The sequence below is a fragment of the Paenibacillus xylanilyticus genome, assembly GCF_047246825.1.
GTDB classification, from domain to species: Bacteria; Bacillota; Bacilli; order Paenibacillales; family Paenibacillaceae; genus Paenibacillus; species Paenibacillus xylanilyticus_B.
In genome coordinates, this window is sequence record NZ_JBFOLB010000004.1 from 63,749 (window position 1) to 88,375 (window position 24,627).

Below are 24,627 nucleotides of genomic sequence, written 5' to 3' on the forward strand. Positions count from 1 at the left end.
AGCTTCTTTTGAACGTCCCAGGAGGGATACTCTCCTTGCAGTCGAGACTGCGATGTAGTGCTAACGAAGACAATGCTCCGACGAACCTGTTGGGGTTCTCATCCCCTGAACGTAAAAAAAAGCTTCCCAAAGGAAGCTTCTTTTGAACGTCCCAGGAGGGATACTCTCCTTGCAGTCGAGACTGCGACGTAGTGCTAACGAAGACAATGCTCCGACGAACCTGTTGGGGTTCTCATCCCCTGAACGTAAAAGAAGCTTCCCAAAGGAAGCTTCTTTTGAACGTCCCAGGAGGGATACTCTCCTTGCAGTCGAGACTGCGATGTAGTGCTAACGAAGACAATGCTTCGACGAACCTTTGGGGTTCTCATCCCCTGAACGTAAAGAAGCTTCCCAAAGGAAGCTTCTTTTGAACGTCCCAGGAGGGATTCGAACCCCCGACCGACGGCTTAGAAGGCCGTTGCTCTATCCTGCTGAGCTACTGAGACAAATATGTATAAATAAAAATTTGGCGCGATTTCTATTATACTCTGTTTTCTATATTTTTCAATACTTTTATAAAAAAATTAATAAATTGCATCCTGTTTCAATCTTTTACGTATTATTTTCATACGCTAGTCAACTATGGAATATGATCATGATTAGCAGGCAATATTGATGATGCCGGGTCCTAACGACTAAGAATGAAGCCAGAATATTCATTGTCATCTTGGCTGGGTAATCTTTTGCATACATAACTATTAATGATTCAATAAAGGAGAGAATTGTTATGAGACAGCTTTTATCCGCCTTATCCTATTTCAGTATTTTCTTCGCTCCTTTTCTGTTTCCGATCATTGTCTGGATCGTCGCACGAGACGCCTATATTGAGGGACATGCCAAACGAGCCTTGTTTTCACACGTTTTCCCGTTTCTTGCCGCCATTCCTCTGTTTTATTTCTTTATAACCGCCCAGAGCCTGGGCAGCGCCATCGGTTTTGTTATCCTGTTCTTTGTTATTTATGGATTAAGCTTTATATACAATGTGGTCAAAGGGATTCAAGTGCTTCGTGAATATGCGTAACTTCTTACACACTTTAAAAGTTTATATGCAAAAACCCGCCGTTCCTAAAAACGGCGGGTTTTTCATTCCGGGTTACTTGTTTCCCCGACGCCATGGATTTCTCTGCGTAGGACGCTTGCCGTTGATGGCAAGCATTTCCCCGGCAAACTCGGTATGATGCGCGTAAAGGTTTCCTTTGTTTTTCTTGAACTTGGAAGCCATTGCTATCACCTCCCCGGAACTTATATGTAGTATGCTCCGGGTTAACTCCGTTATCCATGCTGGAATTGATTATTAAGCCTGGCCAATTAAGTATCGTTGAAGGGTAGGACCGAGCAGACCAAACGCAAACAACTCACTTTGGAATCGTGCTTTGTCTTCTCCTGCTGTTACACCTTCACTGTTCTCAAATGCCGTTTCAGTTGCATCTTCAAAGGCCGTATGCATATTGTTGTTATACCAGTCCAGAACGGCATCCGAATGGTTACGTACAATGCGGACCACTTCCATACTTCCAGGCTGAGTTGCCGCTACATATACTAATAAAGAAGGATCTCCTGCATTCGCGGGCTGTACCTCCACTTCAGCACAAGACAATCCATCCACCTCGGTTAATCTGCGGATCTTGGCATCCTGAATTGCATACATTGTTATCGCTCCTTATCATGTCATGTACTTTGTTCAATCTCTTGTCTTGTCTCAGACGTTCCCAAACGATAAATTTCGTGATACACCTGCTGTAAGACAGCTTCATAGGCTCGGTTCACAGATTCTTCCGGTGTATCCGGCCACGGGAATACCATTCCTGGAAAAGCCTCTTCCTCTTTTTCCTGCATCAGATTAAGGAGCCCCAGTAAATGTTCCACTTCCTGAGGTGTCGCCTGAATGACCCATTCATACGCAGCTGCGTGCTGATCCTGCAAAACGGAACGCCCACCCACAGAGACATAATAGGTTGTTTTGTCCACTATCCATTCTCTCCTTCACAGGCATGCTGAGGCCGTTGTCCCTAGATATAGTTTCCGAAGAGGACAGACATTTTATGCCTGCTTTCGGCATATATTTGTTACGACTTCTGACGAAAATGACAACATTTGCTGGCTCCATGCCATGCAACACCACTCGGGATCAACGACTCGACTAAGAAAGGATGAACAACCATGTGCGGTATAACCGGCTTCATACAATGGAATCGGGATTTGACCCAGGAATCGGAGCTGCTGGTCCGTATGACGGACAGTTTGTCGAACCGGGGGCCCGACGCTTCAGGTACATGGATCTCCAATCCTTGTGCATTTGGACATCGCCGGCTCAGCGTAATGGACCCGGAGAATGGCGCTCAACCCATGCATGCGTTACAGGGAGACACCTCCTATACCGTCGTGTATAACGGAGAACTATACAATGCACCCGAATTGAAAAAAGAGCTGCTGCAGCGGGGGCACCATTTCCGTACACAATGTGATACGGAAGTTTTACTGGCCTCTTATATCGAATGGGGACCGGCGTGTGTAGACCGTTTTAATGGTATTTTTGCTTTTGCCATCTGGGACGGGGGACGTGAACAGGTCTTTATGGCACGTGACCGCCTTGGCGTCAAACCTTTATTTTATAGCAACGCCAAAGACGCTCTCGTATTTGGCTCGGAGCCCAAATCCCTTTTGCTGCACCCGGATGTAGAGGCTGCTGTTGGTCCTGAGGGCCTGGCAGAAGTGTTTATCGTAGGTCCGGCCAGAACGCCTGGACACGGAGTCTATTCTTCATTAAATGAGCTCAAACCGGCACATGCCCTTATCTTTAACCGGAGCGGCATTCGAACCTATGCGTACTGGAAGCTGGAAAGTCAGCCTCATGAGCATGACCTGGATGAGACAGCTGCCGAAGTTCGGCGTTTGTTGCAGGATACTCTTGAACGCCAGCTGGCGTCAGATGTTCCGGTCTGTTCCCTCCTATCAGGCGGGCTCGACTCCAGTGCCTTGTCCGCGCTGGCGGTAGACTATTACAACCGTACGGGTCAGGGCCACGTCAGTACGTATTCCGTCGATTATGTTGATAATGCGAAGCATTTCCAGGCTCATTCGTTCCAGCCGGGTGCTGATGGCCCCTGGATCCAACGTATGGTGGATGAGCTCAAGACCGACCATCACTGGATTGAGATCGAGAATGGTGAACTGGTTCATGCCTTGAATCAGGCGATGATTGTACGGGATTTACCAGGTATGGCAGATGTCGATTCCTCTCTCTACCTGTTCTGTAAAGAAATCAAAAAAGGGGCAACCGTCGCCATCTCGGGAGAGGCAGCAGATGAAGTATTTGGAGGATATCCCTGGTTCCACCGGGATGAAATGCTTAATTCCGGAACATTCCCCTGGTCGGTAGCGCCTGACATGCGCGCAGGGCTGTTAGCGCCGGATGTTCGGGAGTGGATCAGGCCGCTGGACTATCTTGCCGACCGGTACTCAGATGCTGTGGCAGAGACTCCTTTACTGGATGGGGAAACCGGAAAAGCAGCACAAATGCGTGTCATGTCTTACCTGAACATCACCCGGTTTATGCCTACTTTGCTGGATCGCAAGGACCGGATGAGTATGGGTGCAGGGCTTGAGGTTCGAGTACCTTACTGTGATCATCGGCTGATCCAATATGTGTTTAACATTCCCTGGGAAATGAAAATAACGGGCGGCCGTGAGAAGGGCATCTTGCGAAAAGCGTTGGAGGGTGTGCTGCCTGACGATGTCTTATATCGCAAAAAAAGTCCGTATCCCAAAACACATAATCCGCAGTATTTGGCTGCTGTTAAGCAGCAGGTATTAGAAATTCTCGATGATGCGACTTCACCGATCCTGCCCCTGATCGACAAGGATCAGATTCGCAAACTGGCTTCTTCACCTGATGCTTCCTCCAATCTTCCCTGGTTCGGGCAGCTCATGTCTGGGCCACAGCTATTCGCTTATTTGACACAAATTAACTCTTGGTTACGCACATACAAGGTTGCCATTCGTTAAAACAACGTTTTCCATTTCGATTCGACTAAAGGGGTGCCCGGTGAACAGCATTTTTATGCATTCACCGGGCACCCCTTTAAATATAAATACAGATAATCCCCATTCAATTCCATCATCATGTTCACATTATAACAACCCGCATTTAATTTCTTCGCCCTACCGAAAAGATTATCGATTCAGTACAACCGATTGAGGATTCCGTTCAAGCAAGCCATTGCCATAAATTTCTCTAAACGGAGAGTCCAGCATATGCACGTATCCGATGTAGCAGCCGCACTTTTTCATCCTGCAGGGCCGATCAGCGGATAACTTCTCCAGACCATCACGGTACAAGTGGCCAATGATCCGGCGATCCTTGTAACACCTTTTTACATGCCCCGACCCCTGCACATAAAATACTTCCGAGCCGGCCACACAGCCTTTGCCATAACTCTCGTAATCCTGCAGATTGCCTTCAAACAGCGGGTCGATTGATCGCAAATACTCAACCTCTTCTGTCGTGTAATACTTGGGTTTATCCTTGAATGCATTAATCCACATGTACACATCGTCTGGCAAAGCCTTTCTCATGGATTGGATTGCAGGGAACGCACTACGCAGTCCAACTGTGCCCACACTGAAATTAAGACCCATTGCACGTAAAGTAAGGCACTGCTTCACGAAAGAGGATTCTTTGGTCTCACGAGGGTGATATGTTGCCCAGAAGGCGGCTGTTCCGGAATTTAGTTCACGAGCCCAATCCAGCTTCACGGACAAGTTGGTCTGCACAGCGACCTTATTTACATGAGGCATGTGTGACAGTTCAACCATGGCTTCCCTGTACCATCGCCGGACCAGAGCCTCTCCATACGGATTGAAGAAAATGGACAAGTGATGTCCAGCGGTTTCCTGTGCCTTCACCCAATTCACAAATTGACGCAATTGTTGTTCATCTGTTTCCAGCGTCTCCTTGGAATCCACGGTCTTGCTAAACGGACAATAGGGACAGTCGTAATTGCAGGACGACAGCTTTCCCCGATAATACAAGGTTGCTCTCATGAGAACACAAACCCTTCCATTTGTTCACGAATCTCGGCGGATATCAACCAATCACCTATCGCATCAGAGTATCCCAGCCCCTCTTCGGTCAAACGCAGAATCTGGCGTCCATCCTTCTGCTCGATCAGTGCCATTCCCTCTGTCAGCAGTTCTGAGAGCCAAACGTAATCTGACATAACCTCACTTCCGAATCGCTGAAGATAATCTGCTAAAGTCAAGCCTTCCCGATGCAGCAGTGCCTTTAAAATAAATCTGCGTTTTTGTTCTTCTCTGCTCAGTACAATGCCGTAGTCAGCCACATCATACCGCTCGGTTGCCACATAATCCGCGATAATGCTCTGAGTAGCTTTATAGCTCACTCCGTATTTTGAAGCATAGTGCACTTCGCTGGTGTACGAACGGGCACCGCATCCAAGGCCAACCATGCCTTCTTCCTGACAGCTGTAGGGGAGAAGCTCTTTGCTTGCCGGAGAAGATGACTCCCTCGCAAATCTGCGCATGGAATACTGAACATAGCCATGACTTTTTAGCGTATCGCGTGCGGCAGTGTAGAGCTGCATGCGGATATCCGGCCCCTGACGCTGAATGTCTTCCGGCTTCACGATCGTATTCTCACGGGTATAGAGCGGATAAATGAAAATTTCCCCGGGTTCATAAGATAGAGCACGCTCGAGCGAATACAACCACGATTCCACCGTTTGTCCCGGCAAACCGTAGATTAAATCCAGGTTCAACAAAGGAAAGGTGTATCGGGTCAGCTTCTCAAGTGCGCGCTCCACTTCCTGTGGTTTCTGCGGGCGGTAAATCGCTGCAGCTTCCGCTTCAATAAAGCTCTGAATCCCCATGCTGACACGGTCCACGCTGCGTTCCTTCAACAACGCAAGCTTGGCTTCGGTCACCGTATCGGGTGATGTCTCCACCGAAATGGAAGCGTGTGTGGGATCAAGTCCCATGACATTTTCCGCAATGTCAAACAACCGATTCAACTGTATTTCATTCAGCAATGTTGGTGTCCCGCCACCTATAGCAAACTTGGAGTATGGTCTGCGCGAGGTAATGGGTGCCCACTGCTTCGCCTGACGTTCCAGTGCATCCACATAACGTTCATGCGTATCGTCACGCCTGTCCGGCAAAGTGAACAGATTACAGAATCCGCAGCGGGCAGCGCAAAACGGTATATGCATATATAAAAAATACGTATCCGTGTTCTCCCGTTCCCACAATGGCCCCAGGGGCAGCGGAGGATCCAGTTCCCGATACGCCGTCTTATGAGGATAAGAGTATAGATAAGAGCGATAGGGTGACGACAGTACTTCTCTCAGACCTGTAATCGTATTGGTTCCGGACGCTGCGGAATGACCTGTTGTTGTGTTTTGAGATTGATTATCCATCGGTTTCCTCCCTGTCTCCGGTTGTTGTCGTTAAAATAAAACCACTTCTGTCTATAAAACAAATTCACGATAAGGCACATTCCAGACGACTTCATGCGCCAGCCTGTGCCCCTGATACCCATCTTCGCCATAAGCCGTTCCATGATCGGAGAATGCAAGGCAGAACGTTGGCCGCGAACGCTGCCGCATCGCATCAAATAATGGTCCCAGGGCCTGATCCACATACCGAAGCGCAGCCCGCTGAGTCTGGACGGAGTCCTCTCCTGCCCCTTCCACGAAATAACGATTGGGACCATGGATGGCAGACACATTCAAAAAAAGAAATATCTTCTCATCCTGTGGTATCTGATCAAGCAGCTTCAATGCATGCTGGACCTGATGCTCTGTCGAGCGAGGATTCGTTACCCCGAAGTTCATTCGCCAATAACTCTGCTGAAAGTAACCAGGCAGCACTTTTGCGAGCGGATTTTTTTTCGTGAAAAATATGACCCCACCAATACAGATCGTACGATATCCTTCCTCCGCCAGACCGGATACGATATCCGGTGTATCAAACAGCCAGGTATGCGGATGAGTCTTCAATCCGGTATTTCGTGAATGAAACAGTCGGACATGAGAGGCTTTGTCTGTATTCGCAGGCGTAGGCATGAACCCGCCAAAAAAGGCATGATGTGCCGCATATGTAAAACTTCCTGGTGTATGGCGTTTCTCCCAGGAGCCCGATCCACACAGATTGGGACAATTCGGTTCCTCCAGCTTCGCTGCGTCATACCTTAACGTATCCAAGGTAATCATCAACAGATCATGAGAGCCCACAATGGTGTTCATATCAGGCATGTTCGTAAGGCTCCTTTTGCAAAATATCCATCTCCCATTCATATGTTCCAAGTCCGTCGTGCTGTACGTGGTACAACAGATCGCCGAACGGATTTACATCCAGAACATAGGCATGCGGTTTGTCCCCTCCACTGAGCATTACATCAATACCGGCAGACCATGAGTTGGGAAAAGCAGCCATAGCTCTTAGGGCAGCGGTCTGAACCAGTCCCAGCTTTTGCTCATCCAGCCCTGCTTCTACAGGCAGCATTCGCTCATTGCGTAGATGCAGATTGGTTATGGGTGTATGACTTAACCGCATAATCGCATGACCTGCATGTCCACCAGCTACAAGTTGACGTATATCAAATACGCGCGAACCATGGGAAGCTTTGACCATCCAGCGTTCAATCTGAGCACCTTCAGCACATAACCAGTCGAGCAGAGGCTCAATTTCTTCCCTGCGGGTATACCTCTGCATGCGGCCTTCATTATAGAAAACAGGCTTGCCCTCAATATGTTCCATTCCCACTGTGGTTAGAGCAATCTCCGCGCCCGTTCTCGGGTTGAACTGATAAGCAACGACACCTGATGCCGCTGAGCCACACGCAAGCTTAACAAACACTCTGTGCATGCCTGCGGCCTGAATGGCAGCGCGCAGTTCCGAATAACTCAATATCTGTCCTGATGATTGCAGGACAGGAGGGACATCCACACCATGGGCGGATAGATGCTGCTGGCACTTTCTTTTGTCAAACATGATGGCAATATCTTCGGGATCGTTCAGAAACCTGGCAGAAGGCCAGAATTCATTCACTTCTCGTCCGATTCGCCCCAGACATGTTCTCCAGCCATTAAACCACTGGGCAGGTGCATAGATGCGCCCCCAATCCTGCTGCAGATCAAGCGCCTGCTTGGCAGGAATCCGCTCTTTTCTGCCTAAATCAATGGATGGCTCGTATCCTTCTGCACCAAGCCATAGCAATCCACGCTCCACATCCCACTGCTCTCCTGGGGCATCAATTCGAACCAGGGGTGCTTCTTGCGGTGGCGGTGCATCCCCGGCTGTAAACCTTTTTTTGATTACTTCTGCCAGGGTTCCACCCTGTCTCCAGGTCTTGAGCAAGTCGGCATAGGGAAGCACCACAGCAGGCTTCAAGCCACATCGCTGCCTTGCCTGCTGCAGTCCGTTGGTTCTGCGGTTATCCGGGTTTCCAATCAACCAAAACGGTCGCTCCCCGTCCATGCCATTGACTTGAGTTTGCTGTCTGTGAACCATCTTGTCCGTAATAATGTGCGGCATTCCTTATTCCGTTAGTGACGGATAACGCCAGTCATCTTCGTCACTCTCTTGCTGATCACTGACATCCACAGAAATGCCTGAGCGTTTCCAGCGAATAAGCATTTCGTCCGTCATGTAGTGGTAGCTGAGATCAAGATGCTTCAATTTTTTGATCTTGTCGCTGGCGAGCAATGCCTCAGCCCCTTCATCCGACAATGTTCCCTGGGAAAGATCCAGTACTTCCAGCTGATCCACGATGGGAGCCTGCGCCACAGCTTTGGCAATTTCATCTTGAATTTCACTGTCTTTCAGGCCAAGATACACAAGTTTAGGGAAGCGTCCCTGTTCCAGCAAAGGAAGCACATCTTCGAGTGAACCGTCAAAGCCATAATCTTCCACACCCAGATATAGTTCAAGCTTGCGCAGTTCAGGCAATTGAGCATCGCTAATCGAAGCTAATACTTCTTGCGGCAGTCCGCCGCAGATAATAACCAGCTCTTCAAGCTTGGCATGCTGCAGAGGTTCGAGGACCAATCCACTGCTTCCTTTAACCGAAAATGACTTCAATTCAGGAAAAGCGTTCAATAGTAGCGTCAGATCGGTCTGAACAATCCAGGATACCTCACACTCTTCAAAACCCATATCTCCAATAAACAGCTTTTTCAACGAAGGGAAGCTTGGTGCCAGCTCAATGAGAGTGCCCATAAAATCGTCCGGCGAATTTTCATAAGCTTGTCCCCAGTCTCCAATGATCAGACTCTCCAGTGAACCTGCCTCTGGTTTGGCTGCCAATTCCTTGATTAAATTCTCCATACGGATATCGTTTTCATAGTCATCGTAAGACACCGTAAGTTTCACTTCCTGCATGCGTTAATCCCCTCCGCTTGAGTTCATTCTAGATTCGTTACCTTGAATGTTAACCCATACGGCACAAGGCTTGCAACTTCTTCCAACTCCGGTCCCAAGTTGATTCTCAAACGCGCAATCATAATATATGGCCACCTAGGATTAGGAACATATGTTCTAATTTAAGTTAGTAAAAAACGGGATAGCTGGTAGGTCTATCGATGGATTTGTATCCCACTCAGTCGCTATTATTCTTTTCGAAAATAAAAAAAGCGTTAATAGAAGGAGAGCATTCCGCAGAATGGCGTTTTCCTTCCATTAACACTTTAATTTTTATGCTGCAATATCCGATTCAAGACGCTCCTGTTAACTACGCTTCATCCTTCAAGTTTGGACACAAGCGCCCGCAGTGCATGACCACGATGACTAATCGCCTGCTTTTGCTCCAGCGTAAGCTCGGCCATCGTCATCTCGTATTCAGGCACATAGAAAAGAGGATCATATCCAAAACCGCCACCACCAGCAGCCTCGCTTGTAATCCAGCCTTCCGCTGTACCTTCCGCTTCAAACTTGTCCCCCGATACCGGGTCATACAGGACCAATGCACACACAAAACGTGCCGGACTGAGCAATGGCTGTTCGGTATCCTCACCGGATTTTATGGATTCCAGCGATTGAAGCAGCTTGGCATTATTCAGGGCATCCGTTGCTCCTTCGCCAGCATATCTTGCCGAGTATACACCCGGCTCTCCATCCAGCAAGTCCACACAAAGTCCGGAATCATCGGCCAGTACTGGAAGACCAAGCGCATCCCCTACGGCTTTGGCTTTCTTCCATGCATTCTCGGCAAAGGTTACTCCATCCTCCACGACATCCGGCAGTTCGGGATAGTCAAACATGCTTTTGACCTCTTTGCCAAGTGGGGCAAATGCATGGGCAAACTCCCTTACTTTCCCCTGATTCCGGGTTGCAACAATGATGATTGGGCTATCCAGACGCATCTTAGGCTTCTCCTAATCCACTAGCGCCGATCTTGAGCGCAATTGGACCGAGCACTTCTTTTTGCCGCTCGATCATTTCCAGGATTCCCTGTTCACCCAGCTCCAGCATGGCATTCAGCTCACGGCGGTCAAACGGGGCTTCTTCCCCTGTTCCCTGCAGTTCCACATATTTTCCGCCACCCGTCATCACCAGGTTCATGTCCACCTTGGCTTTGGAATCCTCATCATAGTTGAGATCCAGAACAGGCTGTTCTCCAACTACACCAACACTTACAGCTGCAATAAAATCCGTGATGGGGAATGTTTGCAGGCGATGCTGCTGGGCAATTTTGTTCACAGCCAGCGCCAGCGCCACAAACGAACCGGTAATGGACGTTGTACGTGTGCCTCCGTCCGCCTGAATAACATCACAATCCAGGGTAATGGTCCGCTCGCCAAGTGCCTGCAAGTTAACAACAGAGCGCAATGCACGGCCGATCAGACGCTGAATTTCCATGGTACGTCCAGTCAATTTCCCGCGATTGGCTTCGCGCTGATTACGGGTATGGGTTGCACGGGGCAGCATGGAGTATTCAGCGGTAACCCAGCCTTTTCCCTGACCTTTCATGAAGGGAGGAACACGTTCCTCTACCGTTGCTGTACAAATAACCTTCGTATCTCCGACTTCAATCAGTACAGAACCTTCGGCGTATTTATTTGTGTTAATTGTTAAATTCATCGGCCGCAGCTGTTCGCTGGTTCGTCCGTTAGATCTCATCATTTCTGCCTCCTACGACTTAAGCATCCTGTAATTGTCGAACTGATTCACACTTACTAATCCCTTCTATTTTACCAAAGAGTCACCTTAAAAGCATCTATCCGCCAAAGAGTGCTGTTGCAAGCATTTATCCACCAAGGACTTCTGTTAACATTCCCCGGCGTTGTCTGGATCTTAAATTGGAATTTCGTTGATATATTCAGGTTTGGAGACCGGCGCACTATAGTCCCGGTTATCATCACCCATCACCGTTTTTTGACCGTTCCACTCGATTTGGACTTTGGCATCCTTACTTGCCGTGTTCTCCGTGGTAGTCAAGACGACCGATTGCAGCAGCTCACTTGGCACGACATCTCCTTCAACGAACATATCGTCTTTGAGTGCGACCGTAACCGTTCCATCCTCAGCCGTTTTGACGGATTGCAGTTCCGTTCCACCTGTCATGACCTCTTCCAGCTCGCCGCCCTTGGCTGGCCCCTTAATCAGCTCGTTCAGCGCCGCCTGCACCCGATCCGTACCTGGTGTGACCAGACGTGTAACCGGAACGTAATATTGAATGCCTGCTGGTGAAGCTGCCGAGAAATACACGGTTACCGGACTGCTGTTGGTCGTGAATGTATCCCCCAAATCCAGATTGATGCCTACCGCCCGGTTCAGCGGTTCAGGCAGCGGTGTACTGTTGATCGGCATTTGTGTCAGCTTTTTGCCATCTACCCAGATCTGCACGTTCTCTACATCCGGTGTGCCTGTCAATGTCCATGTTACAGCTTCCAGCATTTTGCGCTCATCCTTGGCATCGTATTTGGCAAAATTACCGGAGAACTCTACAACAGCCAGTTTGTCATCCGAATGAACAGTTACATTCTGCACCACGGTGCCTTGCGGGAGAACGCCCTGGAATCCTTCCGGCAGCATACCTGAATACGCGCCACCCGTTACGAGGGTATCCAGTGCGGTCTTCGGACTGCTAACGTCCGACCCGGCTGGAAGTGTCAATGATACCGGAGCAAGCAACCCCTGCTGATCCTGCAAATAAACCGTCGTGAGTGGAAGCGTTGCGAGTGTCCCATTGCCTTCGGCTGCCTGAATCATGGCTGCTTCCTGGATGGGCGGCGGCGGATCAATCGCCTCGGATGACTGTGCATTAAACATGCCGCAGCCGGACAGTACCATAGGAATGCTCAGCAGCGCAGCTGCCGATGCCGTACGCATATATCGGATCTTACTCATGATTACGTTCCCCCTCATCATTTTTACAGTTTGTACTACCATGTATACGAGCCTTCGTCCAAAAAATAACTACTTTTTAAACAGGCTCCTGGTGTACCAAGCCGAAAACTGCTCTTGTTTCCGCCTTGAAACTAACTCAAAACAATATTGAAAGAAACGCAAAACGGTTAATTACGTATTAGGAAGCAAGAGTAGGGACATTGCTAACTTCAGAGGAGGAATCGCCCATGGAACATCCTGAGCAAGAAAAAATCCCTTACAGCCTGAACAGCCGCAAAGTAGCGGACGCAACAAGGGAATGGCTGCACAAGCGGGGCGTCACGATCCCTGAGATCGCAGAATTGGTCATGTTATTGCAGAAAAAATACTATCCGGATCTTACGATGGAAGAATGTATCGATAACGTGGAGAAGGTTCTCCGCAAACGCGAGGTGCAGAACGCTGTTCTGACAGGCATTCAGCTGGATCTGCTGGCAGAGCAGGGTCAGCTCATTTCGCCTTTGCAGGAGATGATTGAGAATGATGAAGGGCTGTATGGCGTGGATGAGATTCTCGCATTCTCCATCGTCAATGTATACGGCAGCATCGGATTCACGAATTACGGTTATGTAGACAAGCTTAAACCCGGTGTACTTGAGCGGCTGAATGATAAAAGCCTGGGACCTGTACATACGTTTCTGGACGATATCGTCGGGGCCATCGCATCAGCAGCAAGCAGCCGGATCGCGCACCGCAAACAGTCCGAGCTTGAAGAAGCATTGGGCGAGAAACCGGTCAGTGATGACGTCGTTTAACCCACGTCTGGCATTCAGAAATGAGACTTGTCTGTAAAGACAGCTCATAGAAAAGAAGCGGCCAATAGGCCGCTTCTTATTCGTATATCTCAGGTATACGTTACGACTATTTCAAACGCTCCTGTCTCCCCGCTCCAGCGAGTCCATATGCTTCGCCCCACGTCCGTTCCACGGTTGGCTTAGACTGTGAACGATTGTGCCCAATCGTGATTTGCGGTCCTTTGCGCTCACGCAGCAGCCCTCGCAGCACCGTTATGCTAAGGATGGACAATCCCGTGAACACGTACATTAGACGCATCAGCACATTCTCCGAATCGGAGCCGGTAATTATGCCGTGCACCAGCAAACCGATGAACGCTGGATAAGACAGCATGTGGAACACAAACCACCATTTGCGCCCCAATTTATTACGCAGATCACTGGACAGCAGCACGATCAGCAAACCGTAAAAGGATAAGGTCCCCAGGCCGCTGCCAACCGGATGCACTGAAGCGGTAAAGGGAATAAGCATTTCACTCCAGGTAAATGGACTGTAATGATCGATGTACAGAGTTAACGCATGTAAGATACCAAGTCCAAAGGCGAGCCAGGTTGTTCGGGTATGCCACTGGTACATGGCTGCTTTGGACTTACCTTTGGCGGCAGGCATCCCCTGTGCAATCCCCAGAAATACCCCCGTAAAGAGCAGCAGATAAGCGGCTATTCCGCTAATACGAATGATATCCCATGTCGGCAAATAATCTACAATCCATTGTGCCATAACCGGCTCCCCCATATCTGATAGACTTGTCGTTTCAGAAGTTTGCATTATAAATAAAGCTAAAGCAATGATCCGGTTCAAAGCCAGGCCACCGCTGCTTGAGTGTATCCATGTCCCCACGGAACCAGAGCTTTCCTTCCCGCGTCATCCATAACACATCATGCCGATCGTAATGCCGATTCAACCAGCCAATCGCTTCAGCACTTCCCAGGATACAGACGGTCTTCGCAATAATCTCACATTGCGAGACATGCTGCCCCACAGCGGTACACTGCACAACATCTGTGTCAGCCGGCTCCATGGTCCTCGGGTCAATCAAGTGGTGGCAGAGACGGCCGTCAGCCTGCTGCCATTGTCTGTGGGCAATGCCTGAAGTCGCCGCAGCACCAGATTCTAACTGAATGCTCCCTGTTAAATTCCGTTTTTCCAACAAAGGATCCTTTACGTAGATCGTCCATGTAGAAGAGGGAGGCGTACCCCACACTTGAATATCGCCTCCTGCATTAATCATGCCTGCAGGAACATGAAGTGTGCGCTCCAACCAATCAGCAATACGCTCGGTTGCCCAGCCTTTCACAATGCCGCCCAGATCCAGTTCCAGCCCCAAATCCATCTGAACCATCCGGCTGCCCTCTCGATGAATCCATCCAGGACAAGTATAATCGCGGTCCTCTCCGAAGATCGGCGAGGCAAGTGAGGTTGGAGTGTAGAGCAGGGATTGTGTTGTGCCTGACTTACCCTGCCCGATCTGTTCGAAGCTGACATCGTATCCCCGTTCCCGAAGTGCTCTTGAAATCCCGGGTTGAAAAATTCCTTCCGTCTGACCTATATATCCATATGCCAAATTTAATACCTCATCCATGGCAGCGGAGACAGACATCCAACCCGCCTTTCGATTCAGGCGATTCAACTCGCTATCAGGTATAAAACGACTGAAACGCTGCTCCTGTGTTTCAAACCAATTCTTCACGAGTGCAGCCGCGTGCTCCGCTTCCTCACGTCCGGCTGTTACCAGCTGAACTTCCACCTCCGTGTTCATTGCACGAAACCTGAACCTGATCGGACGCGTGGTCTCTTCTGCGCGGCTCATGATACACCTGTGCGTGACTGGTAACTGTCTCTGCTGGTTCCCGAATCAGTTTCCTGTTCAGGCTGCCCAATGTCTCTGCCATAGAGTCTGCTCTGGTTGTTCTGCTCCTCTTCCTGATTCGGGGACAAGCTCCCTGTCCATTCATCCATTACATCATCCCGGTTATCCATCTGACTGACAGGTTGACCATCGGTATCTGTCCCACTCGTTGCTGCATAAGCGACATCAAAGGCATCAGAGGTTCTTACATATTGAAAGAGTGCAGCCACAGTTAATGTTGCAATCGCTGAGGCTTGCCATTTTCTCCATTGATTTCGTTTTGTTCTGTTCATCGCGCTTCCCTGCTTTCTCTGGCGAAGTTGATGAACTTATCTTATGGGCCTTGGATTAAAAGCAGATGAAGGAAGCGTTAAGAAAGGCTAAAGCTTTCCATTTTTCAGATTATATTAGATGAAAAAGACCCTGAACAGGAGCTATATCTCCCTATTTCAGAGCCTTATTAACCGTTTTATTTTATGACGTCCTCATGCTAATTCAGTTATGCTTGTTGAAAACAAATGATCCATCTGCTTTCTGTTCCTGCACAATACGTTCTCGCCTGATTAACTCCTGAAGATGCGCCAATGTTTCACTCATGGCAAAGCGCAGCTGATGTATACCCAATCGATCACCAAACAAGGAAACACAAACGTCATATCCGTTCGCTTGATGTTCGTAAATATGCTCGGCCATCTTTTGAAGCCGCTCTTCATGGTGAGCCAGCAAATGAGACGTTCGTTCACTGAAATGGCCAAACGGATTCCGATGCCCCGGATAGGCCGTCTCGACATCCAGCGTACCAAGACGGTGCAACCCCTCTAGATAAGAAAACAATGGCTGAGCATCACTTTCAGGCTGCAAACTGATATTGGGCGAAATCTGCGGCAGAACCGCATCGCCGCATATTATTTCTCTGGATTCGGGCGCATAAAAGGATAGATGCCCCGGGGCATGTCCACCTGTCTCGATGGCTACCCATCTCTTGCCGCCCATATCCAGCCAATCCCCGTCCTCAATAAACGTCACGTCCGGCAGCGGGGTAATCTGCGAGACAAATCCCTCCAGATGTTCACGGATCTGTACGGTTTTATCTTCAGGCATCCCATGATGAAGATAGAATTCAGGCAGCATGGTATTAATGGTCGCGTCCGGGCCCCACATGTAGTCTGCCTCTTGGCGCGACCTCGCAGACATGCGCACAGGTGCACCCGACTTCTGCTGCATCCAGCCCGACAAACCGAGATGATCGGGATGATGATGAGTCAATACAATTTGACGGATATCCTGAAAAGACAAGCCGAGACTTGTCAGAGCTTCCTGCCATTCCTGTTCCGTTCCTGAGTTACGCGGTCCAGGGTCAACCACCGTTATCATTCCATCCGGTTCATAGAGCACATAACTGTTCACCCAGCGCAGCGGGAAAGACATCGTGATCTGGAGCCGATGCATGCCCTCCGGCATGGGGATTGCTTCCGTTCGTTTCATTTTCTTCTCCTCCATGCTCTTCTCACTCTGCAGGCCGATGCCCAACAAAAATCATGCGCGAGGAATCCTGCTCGTCGTATTTCTCTTCATCATAACCTCCATGAACCTGATCTACCACAAGCCCTGCCTCCTGCAGCAGATCACTCAATTGTTCACGGGTATATAGTTTGACACGCTCCTGATAAATTCGGGGTTTATCACTGGAATCAGCATCGGTAATGTGAATTTCTTTCTGCACAAACCCGTCCTCGATCTTGCGAAACTCTTCAATATGCTGTCCTTCTGCGTCACGCTTGGAATGAGGGACCAGATGGCGGGTCACATAAGCCGTGTTCATAAAATCTATGATGTAGCTGCCGCCCGGCTTCAGCATGTGACGAATGACACGCAGCACCTTGAGCTGTTCCCCATCCTCACGAAAATAACCAAATGATGTGAACAGGTTGACTACAGCGTCAAATCCGCCTTTGAGCGGCAGATCGCGCATGTCGGCGTGAACCCACTCCACACGATTCCCGGTGTCCATTTGGCGCGCTTCACGCAGAAGCACATCGGACAGATCAATTCCAGTCACCCGGAAACCTGCGTCAGCTAGTGCCAAGGAATGGCGACCCATGCCGCAGCATAGATCCAGGACTCGTGCCTTTGGCCCGAGTTTTAACCAATTAATCATTTTATGTACTTCCTCATATGCACCTTGCACATCCCGGTGCTTGTATACGAGAAGATAGTCTTCTCCAAAACTTTCTTCATACCATTCCGTCATACGTATCGCCCTCCACATGTCAATGGCCCAACGCTCTGCATCCCATTTTTCGTAAAGGCCTGATCATACCCCTAAGCTTTTAGTCATTGTATCGCCTTTGTAGTTCAAACTCAAAGATTCCGCGGTTTCTATTCATTGAACGACCTGAAATCACCCTATATAATGTTAAACATAGTCACACGGTCGCAAACCGGTTAACTATATGTAAGCCAAACTAGTGATTTACACTGTACCACTGCGATTGCATATCAATGAATCATAATATACTCACATCTGGTCGTAATCATTATAAGCGGAGACACAACAACAGCAGGAGGTGTTATTCATGATCCGGATTGGACTCACGGGATGGGGAGATCATGAAGATCTGTATCCCCATCGCACCAAAGCGAAAGACAAGCTTCATCTGTATGGACAATATTTCTCAACCGTGGAAGTCGACAGTTCCTTCTATGCCGTTCAGCCCCGGGACCGGATGGCACGCTGGGCAGCTGAAACGCCGGATGACTTTTCGTTTATTGTCAAAGCCTATCAGGGAATGACCGGACACCTTCGGGGCAAACCCTATTTCACCAGTACCTCGGACATGTACAAGGCTTTTCGGGAGTCACTGGAACCCGTGATGGAAGCCGGTAAAATGCAAGCTGCGCTGTTTCAATATCCACCGTGGTTTGATTGCAATCGCGATAACGTCAATGAACTGCGTGAAGTGAGATTGCGAATGGAAGGCATCCCGTGTGCTCTCGAGTTTCGTCATCGCAGCTGGTATGAGGATGGCATGCGTGAGCGTACGCTCGCTTTTCTGCGGGAACAGGGCTGGATTCACAGTGTCTGTGACGAGCCGCAGGCTGGCTCAGGCTCCATCCCGATTGTGCCGCAGGCGACGGATCCGGAGATGACGCTCGTGCGAATGCACGGACGCAATGTGTCTGGTTGGCACCAGAACGGTGCACCCAATTGGCGGGAGACCCGTTATTTGTATCGATACAATAAGGAAGAGCTGCAGGAATGGAAAAATTACCTGGAACAGCTGCACGAGCAGAGCAAGGATGTGCATGTGATTTTCAACAACAACTCGGGTGGCGATGCGGCAGCCAATGCGCAGATGATGATGGAGCTGCTGGATATTCCTGTAAAGCCATTCCCTGATCGTACAGCAGATGAGGAAGAGGATGGGCCTGAGCAATTGGAGCTATTTTAAAATTATTGGCATGAGATGAACGAGAAGGATGGGAGGTGAGGACTTTAAGCATAGATTCATAGATGTAGCTTAGGATCGTATGTTAGGTATCTAACTAAAGGTTTATGTCATACAAGGTCACTTACCTTATTTAATTTAGAGTACTAAGATCGCTCTTTTCTAAAATATAGGTTCTTACTACATTATTTCCATCGAAAACATAAATCCTTTCACAACTATTACATCTCCAAACATCATAATGAGGGAACGGTATAGAAATTGGATCAATTAAGTCGCCTTGATTAATAATGTCGTCCCATTCCTTATCTGTGTATACTGTCAACTCAACGTCATTCGGGGCTTTTGAATTTGATAGCGTTACACCACATTTGCATTGAAATCTAGCCATATATCATTCCTCCTGCTTTAAACATGTTCTTCGTAAGAAATGTACTCAAGTAATCGGCCAAATACGGGTACTAATTTAGTCATATACCAATTTATATCCGTTATTTTGTTGTAACTTTCTACATCAAGGACTTTTCGCTTGATATCAGGACTCATTATTATGGTACCGTTCTCTCTAATTAAAAATGTGCCCCCTATACTAGTATCTTTCCAGGTCATTGCCACCCCAATTAATTCTCCTTGGTTATCCTTTATAGCTAATATCTTATATAACTCTTCTACAGGAATACATTCGTGCTGCCAATCAAAGTCATCCACGTCCCCAACTGGTAGAAAAGTTACTTTTCCATGATCGTTATAAGACCAACCGAATTCTTCTAGTTTGCGAAGAATAGTCATTCTTGAGATTGGCTTTGATAAGGTTATCTCAATAGATGCTGAAACGGACATGCATACTCCCCTTCCAGATGCTAATTTAAATTTTCTTGAAACCAAATCAATCTTTATATTTTTCTGGTAAATACTTTTTATTGATGACCGTTTTAATTACATCCTTTAAATCATCATAATAAGAAACTAATTCAACTCGGTTTTCGCATCCGGTAAGCTCGTAAAGTTGTTCCTCAGAACTATCTCTTCCTGTTTCAATACCTCCCTGTTAACACCCCACATAATCACAGAATATCGCCCATACCACAAAGAATCATTAAAAGCACCAATCAATAATACATGCTAATCGTTCAAATAAATTTTTTTTAGATCATGATGCAACTGACTGATTAGTTGATCTTCACCTAATGAAATAGGATATATATCACCATCCTCAAACATATTCTTTACTGCCTCATCATAACTACTTGCAAATTCAATGACATAAGAATTTAGACCTTTAACAAAGGTTATTTTGTAATAAATACCATCACGTAATAACAATGGGGTGCCACTTACATAAACCTTCTCAAAATTCAACTCTTGAATTAGAGACTCAATCTTCTCCTTTAGTTCCATAAATTCACCCTTAAAATTGATTATTCAACCTTGCACCAACATTTCCAAGCCTAAGGCACAAGCTTCAATCCACTTGTTGCTCTTCCAATTAGATATATTTTATAACTTAATATCGAAAGTCTCTCAATGTGTTTTAAATATTTTTACTCAGTTGATTTTTTTTTATTAAAGAAAAGAAAAGACTATCTCAGGCAAGCTCCCCTAAAATAGTCCGCTATCACTTTATATGATGATTTGGATGATTCCTTCAGGCTTCCTGCATCGTATCTTCTTCTTCAGCAACATTCATCTGGCTCAGCTGCTGGTTCATCTTATGCGCTTCAATACCTGCCAACAGCACAATTCCAATGCCATGGGTATCGTTCAGAATCCATCCCAAATCGTCCCGATAATAGAGTGCAGTAAAGGAGTAACCTGACCCGCGGCATACGCCATATACATTGCCTTTGTAGTCAATGGACAGACGGGTCATGCCCTCCCATCCTTTGCGAACAGCTTCCAGATATGGCGCAGACGTCTCGAGCCAGCCCTCCCGAATTCCCCGTGCATAGGCGTAGATGAACATCGACGTGCACGACGTTTCCTCATACGAATCCGGGCGATTCAGCACCTGATGCCACAGCCCATTTTCACCTTGCAGCGCCAAATACCCCTGACATAGCTCCCGGTAGAAACTCAGCAGTTCCGACCGCCGGGCATGATCCTCCGGCAAAATGCTTAACAATTCGGTTAGTGAAAAAAGGACCCAGCCGTTTCCCCGCCCCCATGGAATGCCTGTCGCCCGGCCACGGACAAAATCATATACATGGGACATGATCTGGTGCTCAGGAATGTAGAGATATTTACGGAACAGCAGAAACTGGTTGACCGCATCATCCCAATACGCCGTGTTACCCGTTAATTGACCGTAACGCATCAGGAATGGTGTGCTCATGTACAGATCATCACACCACATCGTTTCATGACGCATCTCCCCGCTGCCACGAACACGATAAAATGCACCATCCTCCAGACGTTCCTGCTCATCCGTGATGTAACCGGCAATGCGATCCGCCGTATCTCTGCCCCCGCGAATGTCACCCAGTTCCATCGCAGCCAGCAATGTCGATCCGAACGAACCGCAATCGTCCAAACTGTCAATTGCCGACAATTGGTTGTTAATCCCCGCTGCGCCGTATGTTTTCCGATCCCATAGACCATAACGGTCGAACGAAGTGCTCAGGCCGATATGATCCCGGACATACTGGACAACATCGTCACGACCCAGCTCCTGTCCAATACGTAGAAGTCCAAGCAGGGTAACCCCTAACGGGTAATTCCATTTTCCGTAATGTGTATTTTCCAGATAAGGACGAACGCTGGTCTCTGGCTGATCGACATTCCAGTAAACGCCTTTCGAGCCATCATCAAAAACAGTATCCGTCACAACAATATCCGTAGGTGCCGGCGCAGAGCCTGGTGCAAATCTTCCGGTATACAGCCATACGTCCGAACTGCCGGCAACGGGATGTGGAGGTCTTAACCTCCAGCCTTCTGATCCGGAGGCCTTCGCAGAATCCAGCGTAAATCCCCAGCGACTCTCCCCACCCTTGATTTCACCTCGCGCAACCAGATCAGAAGAACCATAACGGCGTGGCAGTTCCACGCGGAAATCTCCACTTTTGCCAGCAGAGTACACTTCCTTACCGTCTACATACAAAGACAGAGCCCCCGCATGCTGCCCATCCAAAACCACAGGAGACGATCCCGGCAATGTTACATCCAGCTTGGTCCACGCGTAAGATACAGCTGCTTGGTCTGTACCATAGATTCTGGCGAAAGAACCTGCGTCCTGCTCTTCTTCTGTCCATTCTCTGCGAGGATACCAGGAAAGTCCTGTTTCTTCTTCGGTCATCCTGTCACGGGGAAGTGAAGTTACAGGTTCATCGAGTGGCTCCGAGTACAGCCAGCCTTCCTGACCTTGCCGATCCACACCCGGGGTGAGGAAGTGGAGAGGGAAGTTTTTGAAGGAAGCGGTACCATAAATGCCGCCGAACCCAACCTCTGTTTTTACAAAGCAAAGCAAAACATCATTCCAGCCGTACTTTACGGAAATGGGGATCTGGGTTCTTCGCTCGGGAAATAACTCCTGCAGCAGCTCGGATTTAAAAATCTCTTCCCCGTTCACATAGATCGTCACCGGACTGTAGCAGTTCAGGCTTGTATTCAACGCAGCCTCCTGCTGGCTCCATAATTTACCCCATACGTATACGTACTGCCCTGCACGTGCCTCAGGCCACTTGTCGTCCAGATTCAGATCGTAACGATAATCCCCAAGACGGCGGAACCCGCCCCGGTGGTATGCTCTGAACAAAAATGAATGTTTCGGATGATCGCCAATATATCGCTGGGCAACCGTAGTCAAAATATCCGGAATTGATTGATACACCTTGCCTGCAATCGCCTCGTTTTCATGAAAATAACGAATGATTGTCAGCTCCCTTCCTATACCTTGATTGGTTCGGATAATCGCAATGATTCTCCGGCTCTCACTTCAACCACCTGCTGATCTGCCGTGAACCAAACGGATCTGGCTGACGGATTATGGATGATGGACCGATCTGCAGAACATTCCAGTCGTTTGACCGCTTTCCAATAGGCAATGACTTCGATATTTGTCGCGTACCATATGTCGTCCCTGCCGCCAATCTGTTCACCAAATCGTTCAATGATGTCCCAGTTGTCGTTATCATTGAACTCATAACTGTGTCCCCATACATAGAGCAGGAGCGGCGTACCTGTTTTGGAATGCTGGATAAAACGCTCGGCATGCGCCGCCAGATCGTTCTTATGATGACAGGTCGGATGCCATTCGAGCGGACGCTCAGGCAGCGTATATCTGCCGTGGGATTCAACTGTTCGGGCATAGTCCAGGCCTAGCCACTCCAGTTTGGTGCTAAGTGAACGATCGTACCCTCCATTGGGATAAGCCATTCCCCTCACCGGATAACCGACAAGTTGCTCCAGTGCTCGGCGATCTTCCATAATTTCTTCGTTTAACAGCTCATCTGGCACATAGGGCAATGTAGGATGAGTAACTGTGTGCACAGCCACCTCATGCCCAGCGTACAGTTCAGCCACTTCCTCCCGCTCAATTCGCCCAGGTTTCCCGAGTGTACCAGAGTTTAGATTAAATGTACCTCGCAGTCCGTAACGATTAAAAAGTTCGACCAGCCTGCGGTCATGGATCACACCGTCGTCATAACTGAGCGTCAGTGCCTTCATCACGCCGCCAGGATATCGATCAAACTGAAGGCGATTCCCCATTTTGTACCTCCTCCTCACATTGTTCTTCCACCGTTTTCCTGTCACTTCTTTATTGGGTATATGAAAAGTTCGACTATTTATATAAAACTAAAACTTTACCAAATCTTCGATTCGGACAGGCAGTCCGGTTTTAATCGCCCGGTTGGCGGCAATCCCCGTTAGAATGGAACGCGCTCCATCCACATGGTTCGCTGCACGATTGAATTGGTCAGGAACCGGATCACCGAAGATGTCATTCAGCAGCACCGGATCTCCTCCACCATGACCGCCTTCGCCCTCTTCTACCTCGACCTCGTAAGGTGCGTCGAACATGGGATATACGGTAATGCTGCGGCCTTTGAGTGCCCCTTCTTTGGCCCGGTCTCCTCCGGCGTTCACGTAGGATTGCTCCACAATATTCATCTCAATCCGGCCCTTGCTGCCGTTAAAGGCGATACGGTATCCTTCCCACGGCATGTACGCGTTGAGCGAATACGTGAGGACAGCCTTGTTTTTGTAACGCACCAGTACACCGAGCGTATCTTCGATGCTGATTCCGTCACCAAACACGTTCTGGTCCCGCTGGTAACCATCCTCGTGCTCTGCATCCAGATACATGGCCTTCAATTGCTCGTTCTGATCCAGATGCAGTGCAAAATGATCGTTCTCCGCCTGCGGGTTTCCCGTAGCGCGTGCATAGTTGTGTTTCTCCCCACGCCGCTCTGCATTCTCTCTGCCGTAGAACAGCAAGTCACCGTAAGCAAACACACTTTCCGGCTGTGAACCAATCCAGAAATTGACCAGATCGAAGTGGTGGGTCGATTTGTGCACGAGCAGACCGCCGCTATTCCGTTTGTCCCGATGCCATCTGCGGAAATAATCCGCACCGTGTCGCGTATTGAGCAGCCATTCAAAGTGCACGGAGTGAATATCGCCGATCACGCCGTTCATGATCAATTCACGTGCTTTCGTGTGATGAGGAGCATACCGATAGTTGAAGGTCACGCGCACATCTCGCCCTGTACGTTTAACCGTGTCCAGAATCTCCTGGCATTTCTCCTCGTCTACCGTCATGGGTTTCTCTGTAATGACATTACAGCCAAGCTCCATTGCCTTGATAATATAATGATGATGCGTGCGGTCGACGGAGGTGACAATGACGGTATCCGGTTTGTGTTCAGCAATCATCTCATCGAAACGATCAGCCGTGTACGTTGGAAGTTCATGATAACCGCAATCCTGCGTTAATACCTTGTTGGCGTAATCCATGCGGGTTTGATTGGTGTCACAGAGGGCAAGCAGTTCGGAACGATCCTTGTATTCCTTCGCCAGTGCTGTATAGAAAAATCCTGCCCGTCCGCCTGTCCCTACAAGTACATACGTTTTTTTGCTCATATCCTGTCTCTC

The 24,627-nt window shown here is 48.6% G+C and carries 26 protein-coding genes and 1 tRNA gene; 4 read left to right on the forward strand and 23 right to left on the reverse strand.

Annotated features, from left to right (window positions below; genetic code table 11):
- Positions 1-411: 411 nt before the first annotated feature.
- Positions 412-485 (reverse strand) — tRNA-Arg (locus AB3N00_RS22860).
- Positions 486-766: 281 nt separating this feature from the next.
- Here AB3N00_RS22860 and AB3N00_RS22865 point away from each other — a divergent pair.
- On the forward strand, positions 767-1,060 hold the full coding sequence (locus AB3N00_RS22865) for a DUF4870 domain-containing protein (RefSeq protein ID WP_413036654.1): 294 nt from the start codon (positions 767-769) through the stop codon (positions 1,058-1,060).
- Positions 1,061-1,132: 72 nt separating this feature from the next.
- On the opposite strand, the gene AB3N00_RS22870 is transcribed toward AB3N00_RS22865, so the two are convergent.
- The 3 genes from AB3N00_RS22870 to AB3N00_RS22880 form a co-directional block, all read right to left on the reverse strand.
- Positions 1,133-1,261 carry a hypothetical protein gene (locus AB3N00_RS22870; protein WP_281366003.1) on the reverse strand — a complete coding sequence of 43 codons (129 nt, stop codon included), beginning with the start codon at positions 1,259-1,261 and terminating at the stop codon, positions 1,133-1,135.
- A gap of 72 nt (positions 1,262-1,333) precedes the next feature.
- Positions 1,334-1,687 carry a hypothetical protein gene (locus AB3N00_RS22875; protein ID WP_175394416.1) on the reverse strand — a complete coding sequence of 118 codons (354 nt, stop codon included), beginning with the start codon at positions 1,685-1,687 and terminating at the stop codon, positions 1,334-1,336.
- A 20-nt stretch (positions 1,688-1,707) separates the two neighbouring features.
- The gene (locus AB3N00_RS22880; RefSeq protein ID WP_413036655.1) at positions 1,708-2,007 is read right to left on the reverse strand and encodes a hypothetical protein; all 300 of its coding nucleotides are present in this window, start codon (positions 2,005-2,007) and stop codon (positions 1,708-1,710) included.
- 192 nt (positions 2,008-2,199) lie between these two features.
- Between AB3N00_RS22880 and asnB the strand changes: the two genes are divergently transcribed.
- A complete protein-coding gene (gene asnB, locus AB3N00_RS22885; protein WP_413036656.1) occupies positions 2,200-4,044 on the forward strand; it encodes an asparagine synthase (glutamine-hydrolyzing) in 1,845 nt (614 codons plus the stop codon).
- Between the two features lie 168 nt (positions 4,045-4,212).
- On the opposite strand, the gene AB3N00_RS22890 is transcribed toward asnB, so the two are convergent.
- From AB3N00_RS22890 to AB3N00_RS22925, 8 genes are all read right to left on the reverse strand, one after another.
- Positions 4,213-5,082, reverse strand: coding sequence for an STM4011 family radical SAM protein (locus tag AB3N00_RS22890; protein ID WP_413036657.1), 870 nt, complete (start codon positions 5,080-5,082; stop codon positions 4,213-4,215).
- A complete protein-coding gene (locus tag AB3N00_RS22895) occupies positions 5,079-6,473 on the reverse strand; it encodes an STM4012 family radical SAM protein (protein ID WP_413036658.1) in 1,395 nt (464 codons plus the stop codon). The genes AB3N00_RS22890 and AB3N00_RS22895 overlap by 4 nt, the downstream gene beginning before the upstream one ends.
- A 51-nt stretch (positions 6,474-6,524) precedes the next feature.
- Positions 6,525-7,310 (reverse strand): STM4013/SEN3800 family hydrolase, encoded by a 786-nt coding sequence (locus tag AB3N00_RS22900; RefSeq protein WP_413036659.1) that lies wholly within the window; start codon positions 7,308-7,310, stop codon positions 6,525-6,527.
- Entirely contained in the window at positions 7,303-8,592 is a 1,290-nt protein-coding gene (locus AB3N00_RS22905) for an STM4014 family protein (RefSeq protein WP_413036660.1), read from the reverse strand. The genes AB3N00_RS22900 and AB3N00_RS22905 overlap by 8 nt, the downstream gene beginning before the upstream one ends.
- 3 nt (positions 8,593-8,595) lie before the next feature.
- Positions 8,596-9,438 (reverse strand): STM4015 family protein, encoded by an 843-nt coding sequence (locus tag AB3N00_RS22910; RefSeq protein WP_413036661.1) that lies wholly within the window; start codon positions 9,436-9,438, stop codon positions 8,596-8,598.
- 356 nt (positions 9,439-9,794) lie between these two features.
- Positions 9,795-10,418, reverse strand: coding sequence for an XTP/dITP diphosphatase (locus tag AB3N00_RS22915; protein ID WP_413036662.1), 624 nt, complete (start codon positions 10,416-10,418; stop codon positions 9,795-9,797).
- Between the two features lies 1 nt (position 10,419).
- A complete protein-coding gene (gene rph, locus AB3N00_RS22920; RefSeq protein ID WP_095293274.1) occupies positions 10,420-11,178 on the reverse strand; it encodes a ribonuclease PH in 759 nt (252 codons plus the stop codon).
- A 171-nt stretch (positions 11,179-11,349) separates the two neighbouring features.
- Entirely contained in the window at positions 11,350-12,405 is a 1,056-nt protein-coding gene (locus AB3N00_RS22925) for a GerMN domain-containing protein (protein ID WP_413036663.1), read from the reverse strand.
- Positions 12,406-12,632: 227 nt separating this feature from the next.
- On the opposite strand from AB3N00_RS22925, the gene AB3N00_RS22930 reads away from it, so the two are divergent.
- On the forward strand, positions 12,633-13,199 hold the full coding sequence (locus AB3N00_RS22930) for a phosphatidylglycerophosphatase A (protein ID WP_175394425.1): 567 nt from the start codon (positions 12,633-12,635) through the stop codon (positions 13,197-13,199).
- 106 nt (positions 13,200-13,305) lie between these two features.
- Here AB3N00_RS22930 and AB3N00_RS22935 read toward each other — a convergent pair whose 3' ends face one another.
- From AB3N00_RS22935 to AB3N00_RS22955, 5 genes are all read right to left on the reverse strand, one after another.
- The gene (locus AB3N00_RS22935) at positions 13,306-13,959 is read right to left on the reverse strand and encodes a ferric reductase-like transmembrane domain-containing protein (RefSeq protein ID WP_413036664.1); all 654 of its coding nucleotides are present in this window, start codon (positions 13,957-13,959) and stop codon (positions 13,306-13,308) included.
- Between the two features lie 34 nt (positions 13,960-13,993).
- Positions 13,994-15,049 carry an FAD:protein FMN transferase gene (locus AB3N00_RS22940; RefSeq protein WP_413036665.1) on the reverse strand — a complete coding sequence of 352 codons (1,056 nt, stop codon included), beginning with the start codon at positions 15,047-15,049 and terminating at the stop codon, positions 13,994-13,996.
- Entirely contained in the window at positions 15,046-15,381 is a 336-nt protein-coding gene (locus AB3N00_RS22945; protein WP_413036666.1) for a hypothetical protein, read from the reverse strand. The genes AB3N00_RS22940 and AB3N00_RS22945 overlap by 4 nt, the downstream gene beginning before the upstream one ends.
- A gap of 202 nt (positions 15,382-15,583) precedes the next feature.
- Entirely contained in the window at positions 15,584-16,573 is a 990-nt protein-coding gene (locus AB3N00_RS22950) for an MBL fold metallo-hydrolase (protein ID WP_413036667.1), read from the reverse strand.
- 22 nt (positions 16,574-16,595) lie between these two features.
- Complete coding sequence (locus AB3N00_RS22955; protein WP_413036668.1) at positions 16,596-17,339, reverse strand: class I SAM-dependent methyltransferase; 744 nt, start codon at positions 17,337-17,339, stop codon at positions 16,596-16,598.
- A gap of 325 nt (positions 17,340-17,664) precedes the next feature.
- On the opposite strand from AB3N00_RS22955, the gene AB3N00_RS22960 reads away from it, so the two are divergent.
- On the forward strand, positions 17,665-18,540 hold the full coding sequence (locus AB3N00_RS22960) for a DUF72 domain-containing protein (RefSeq protein ID WP_413036669.1): 876 nt from the start codon (positions 17,665-17,667) through the stop codon (positions 18,538-18,540).
- A gap of 130 nt (positions 18,541-18,670) precedes the next feature.
- On the opposite strand, the gene AB3N00_RS22965 is transcribed toward AB3N00_RS22960, so the two are convergent.
- The 6 genes from AB3N00_RS22965 to AB3N00_RS22990 all read right to left on the reverse strand — a co-directional run bounded on the left by AB3N00_RS22965 (position 18,671) and on the right by AB3N00_RS22990 (position 24,615).
- Positions 18,671-18,928, reverse strand: a complete 258-nt coding sequence (locus tag AB3N00_RS22965) for a hypothetical protein (RefSeq protein ID WP_413036670.1) — start codon at positions 18,926-18,928, stop codon at positions 18,671-18,673.
- A 17-nt stretch (positions 18,929-18,945) separates the two neighbouring features.
- Positions 18,946-19,377: a hypothetical protein gene (locus AB3N00_RS22970; protein WP_413036671.1), complete on the reverse strand. Its 432-nt coding sequence runs from the start codon at positions 19,375-19,377 to the stop codon at positions 18,946-18,948.
- A 282-nt stretch (positions 19,378-19,659) separates the two neighbouring features.
- Positions 19,660-19,935 carry a hypothetical protein gene (locus AB3N00_RS22975; RefSeq protein WP_413036672.1) on the reverse strand — a complete coding sequence of 92 codons (276 nt, stop codon included), beginning with the start codon at positions 19,933-19,935 and terminating at the stop codon, positions 19,660-19,662.
- Between the two features lie 247 nt (positions 19,936-20,182).
- Positions 20,183-22,363: a glycoside hydrolase family 88/105 protein gene (locus AB3N00_RS22980; RefSeq protein ID WP_413036673.1), complete on the reverse strand. Its 2,181-nt coding sequence runs from the start codon at positions 22,361-22,363 to the stop codon at positions 20,183-20,185.
- A 56-nt stretch (positions 22,364-22,419) separates the two neighbouring features.
- Entirely contained in the window at positions 22,420-23,241 is an 822-nt protein-coding gene (locus AB3N00_RS22985; protein WP_413036674.1) for a polysaccharide deacetylase family protein, read from the reverse strand.
- Positions 23,242-23,328: 87 nt separating this feature from the next.
- Positions 23,329-24,615: a Gfo/Idh/MocA family protein gene (locus AB3N00_RS22990; protein ID WP_413036675.1), complete on the reverse strand. Its 1,287-nt coding sequence runs from the start codon at positions 24,613-24,615 to the stop codon at positions 23,329-23,331.
- Positions 24,616-24,627 lie beyond the last annotated feature (12 nt).

What these genes read in the sequence shown, in the direction of transcription:
- AB3N00_RS22970 (WP_413036671.1), bottom strand. Translation starts at nt 19,377, where the DNA reads ATGTCCGTTTCAGCATCTATTGAGATAACCTTATCAAAGCCAATCTCA.
- AB3N00_RS22890 (WP_413036657.1), bottom strand. Translation starts at nt 5,082, where the DNA reads ATGAGAGCAACCTTGTATTATCGGGGAAAGCTGTCGTCCTGCAATTAC.
- AB3N00_RS22990 (WP_413036675.1), bottom strand. Translation starts at nt 24,615, where the DNA reads ATGAGCAAAAAAACGTATGTACTTGTAGGGACAGGCGGACGGGCAGGA.
- AB3N00_RS22960 (WP_413036669.1), top strand. Translation starts at nt 17,665, where the DNA reads ATGATCCGGATTGGACTCACGGGATGGGGAGATCATGAAGATCTGTAT.
- AB3N00_RS22975 (WP_413036672.1), bottom strand. Translation starts at nt 19,935, where the DNA reads ATGGAACTAAAGGAGAAGATTGAGTCTCTAATTCAAGAGTTGAATTTT.
- AB3N00_RS22945 (WP_413036666.1), bottom strand. Translation starts at nt 15,381, where the DNA reads ATGAACAGAACAAAACGAAATCAATGGAGAAAATGGCAAGCCTCAGCG.
- AB3N00_RS22875 (WP_175394416.1), bottom strand. Translation starts at nt 1,687, where the DNA reads ATGTATGCAATTCAGGATGCCAAGATCCGCAGATTAACCGAGGTGGAT.
- rph (WP_095293274.1), bottom strand. Translation starts at nt 11,178, where the DNA reads ATGATGAGATCTAACGGACGAACCAGCGAACAGCTGCGGCCGATGAAT.
- AB3N00_RS22915 (WP_413036662.1), bottom strand. Translation starts at nt 10,418, where the DNA reads ATGCGTCTGGATAGCCCAATCATCATTGTTGCAACCCGGAATCAGGGG.
- AB3N00_RS22935 (WP_413036664.1), bottom strand. Translation starts at nt 13,959, where the DNA reads ATGGCACAATGGATTGTAGATTATTTGCCGACATGGGATATCATTCGT.
- AB3N00_RS22940 (WP_413036665.1), bottom strand. Translation starts at nt 15,049, where the DNA reads ATGAGCCGCGCAGAAGAGACCACGCGTCCGATCAGGTTCAGGTTTCGT.
- AB3N00_RS22900 (WP_413036659.1), bottom strand. Translation starts at nt 7,310, where the DNA reads ATGCCTGATATGAACACCATTGTGGGCTCTCATGATCTGTTGATGATT.
- AB3N00_RS22905 (WP_413036660.1), bottom strand. Translation starts at nt 8,592, where the DNA reads ATGCCGCACATTATTACGGACAAGATGGTTCACAGACAGCAAACTCAA.
- AB3N00_RS22870 (WP_281366003.1), bottom strand. Translation starts at nt 1,261, where the DNA reads ATGGCTTCCAAGTTCAAGAAAAACAAAGGAAACCTTTACGCGCATCAT.
- AB3N00_RS22910 (WP_413036661.1), bottom strand. Translation starts at nt 9,438, where the DNA reads ATGCAGGAAGTGAAACTTACGGTGTCTTACGATGACTATGAAAACGAT.
- AB3N00_RS22930 (WP_175394425.1), top strand. Translation starts at nt 12,633, where the DNA reads ATGGAACATCCTGAGCAAGAAAAAATCCCTTACAGCCTGAACAGCCGC.
- AB3N00_RS22865 (WP_413036654.1), top strand. Translation starts at nt 767, where the DNA reads ATGAGACAGCTTTTATCCGCCTTATCCTATTTCAGTATTTTCTTCGCT.
- asnB (WP_413036656.1), top strand. Translation starts at nt 2,200, where the DNA reads ATGTGCGGTATAACCGGCTTCATACAATGGAATCGGGATTTGACCCAG.
- AB3N00_RS22955 (WP_413036668.1), bottom strand. Translation starts at nt 17,339, where the DNA reads ATGACGGAATGGTATGAAGAAAGTTTTGGAGAAGACTATCTTCTCGTA.
- AB3N00_RS22965 (WP_413036670.1), bottom strand. Translation starts at nt 18,928, where the DNA reads ATGGCTAGATTTCAATGCAAATGTGGTGTAACGCTATCAAATTCAAAA.
- AB3N00_RS22925 (WP_413036663.1), bottom strand. Translation starts at nt 12,405, where the DNA reads ATGAGTAAGATCCGATATATGCGTACGGCATCGGCAGCTGCGCTGCTG.
- AB3N00_RS22950 (WP_413036667.1), bottom strand. Translation starts at nt 16,573, where the DNA reads ATGAAACGAACGGAAGCAATCCCCATGCCGGAGGGCATGCATCGGCTC.
- AB3N00_RS22985 (WP_413036674.1), bottom strand. Translation starts at nt 23,241, where the DNA reads ATGGGGAATCGCCTTCAGTTTGATCGATATCCTGGCGGCGTGATGAAG.
- AB3N00_RS22895 (WP_413036658.1), bottom strand. Translation starts at nt 6,473, where the DNA reads ATGGATAATCAATCTCAAAACACAACAACAGGTCATTCCGCAGCGTCC.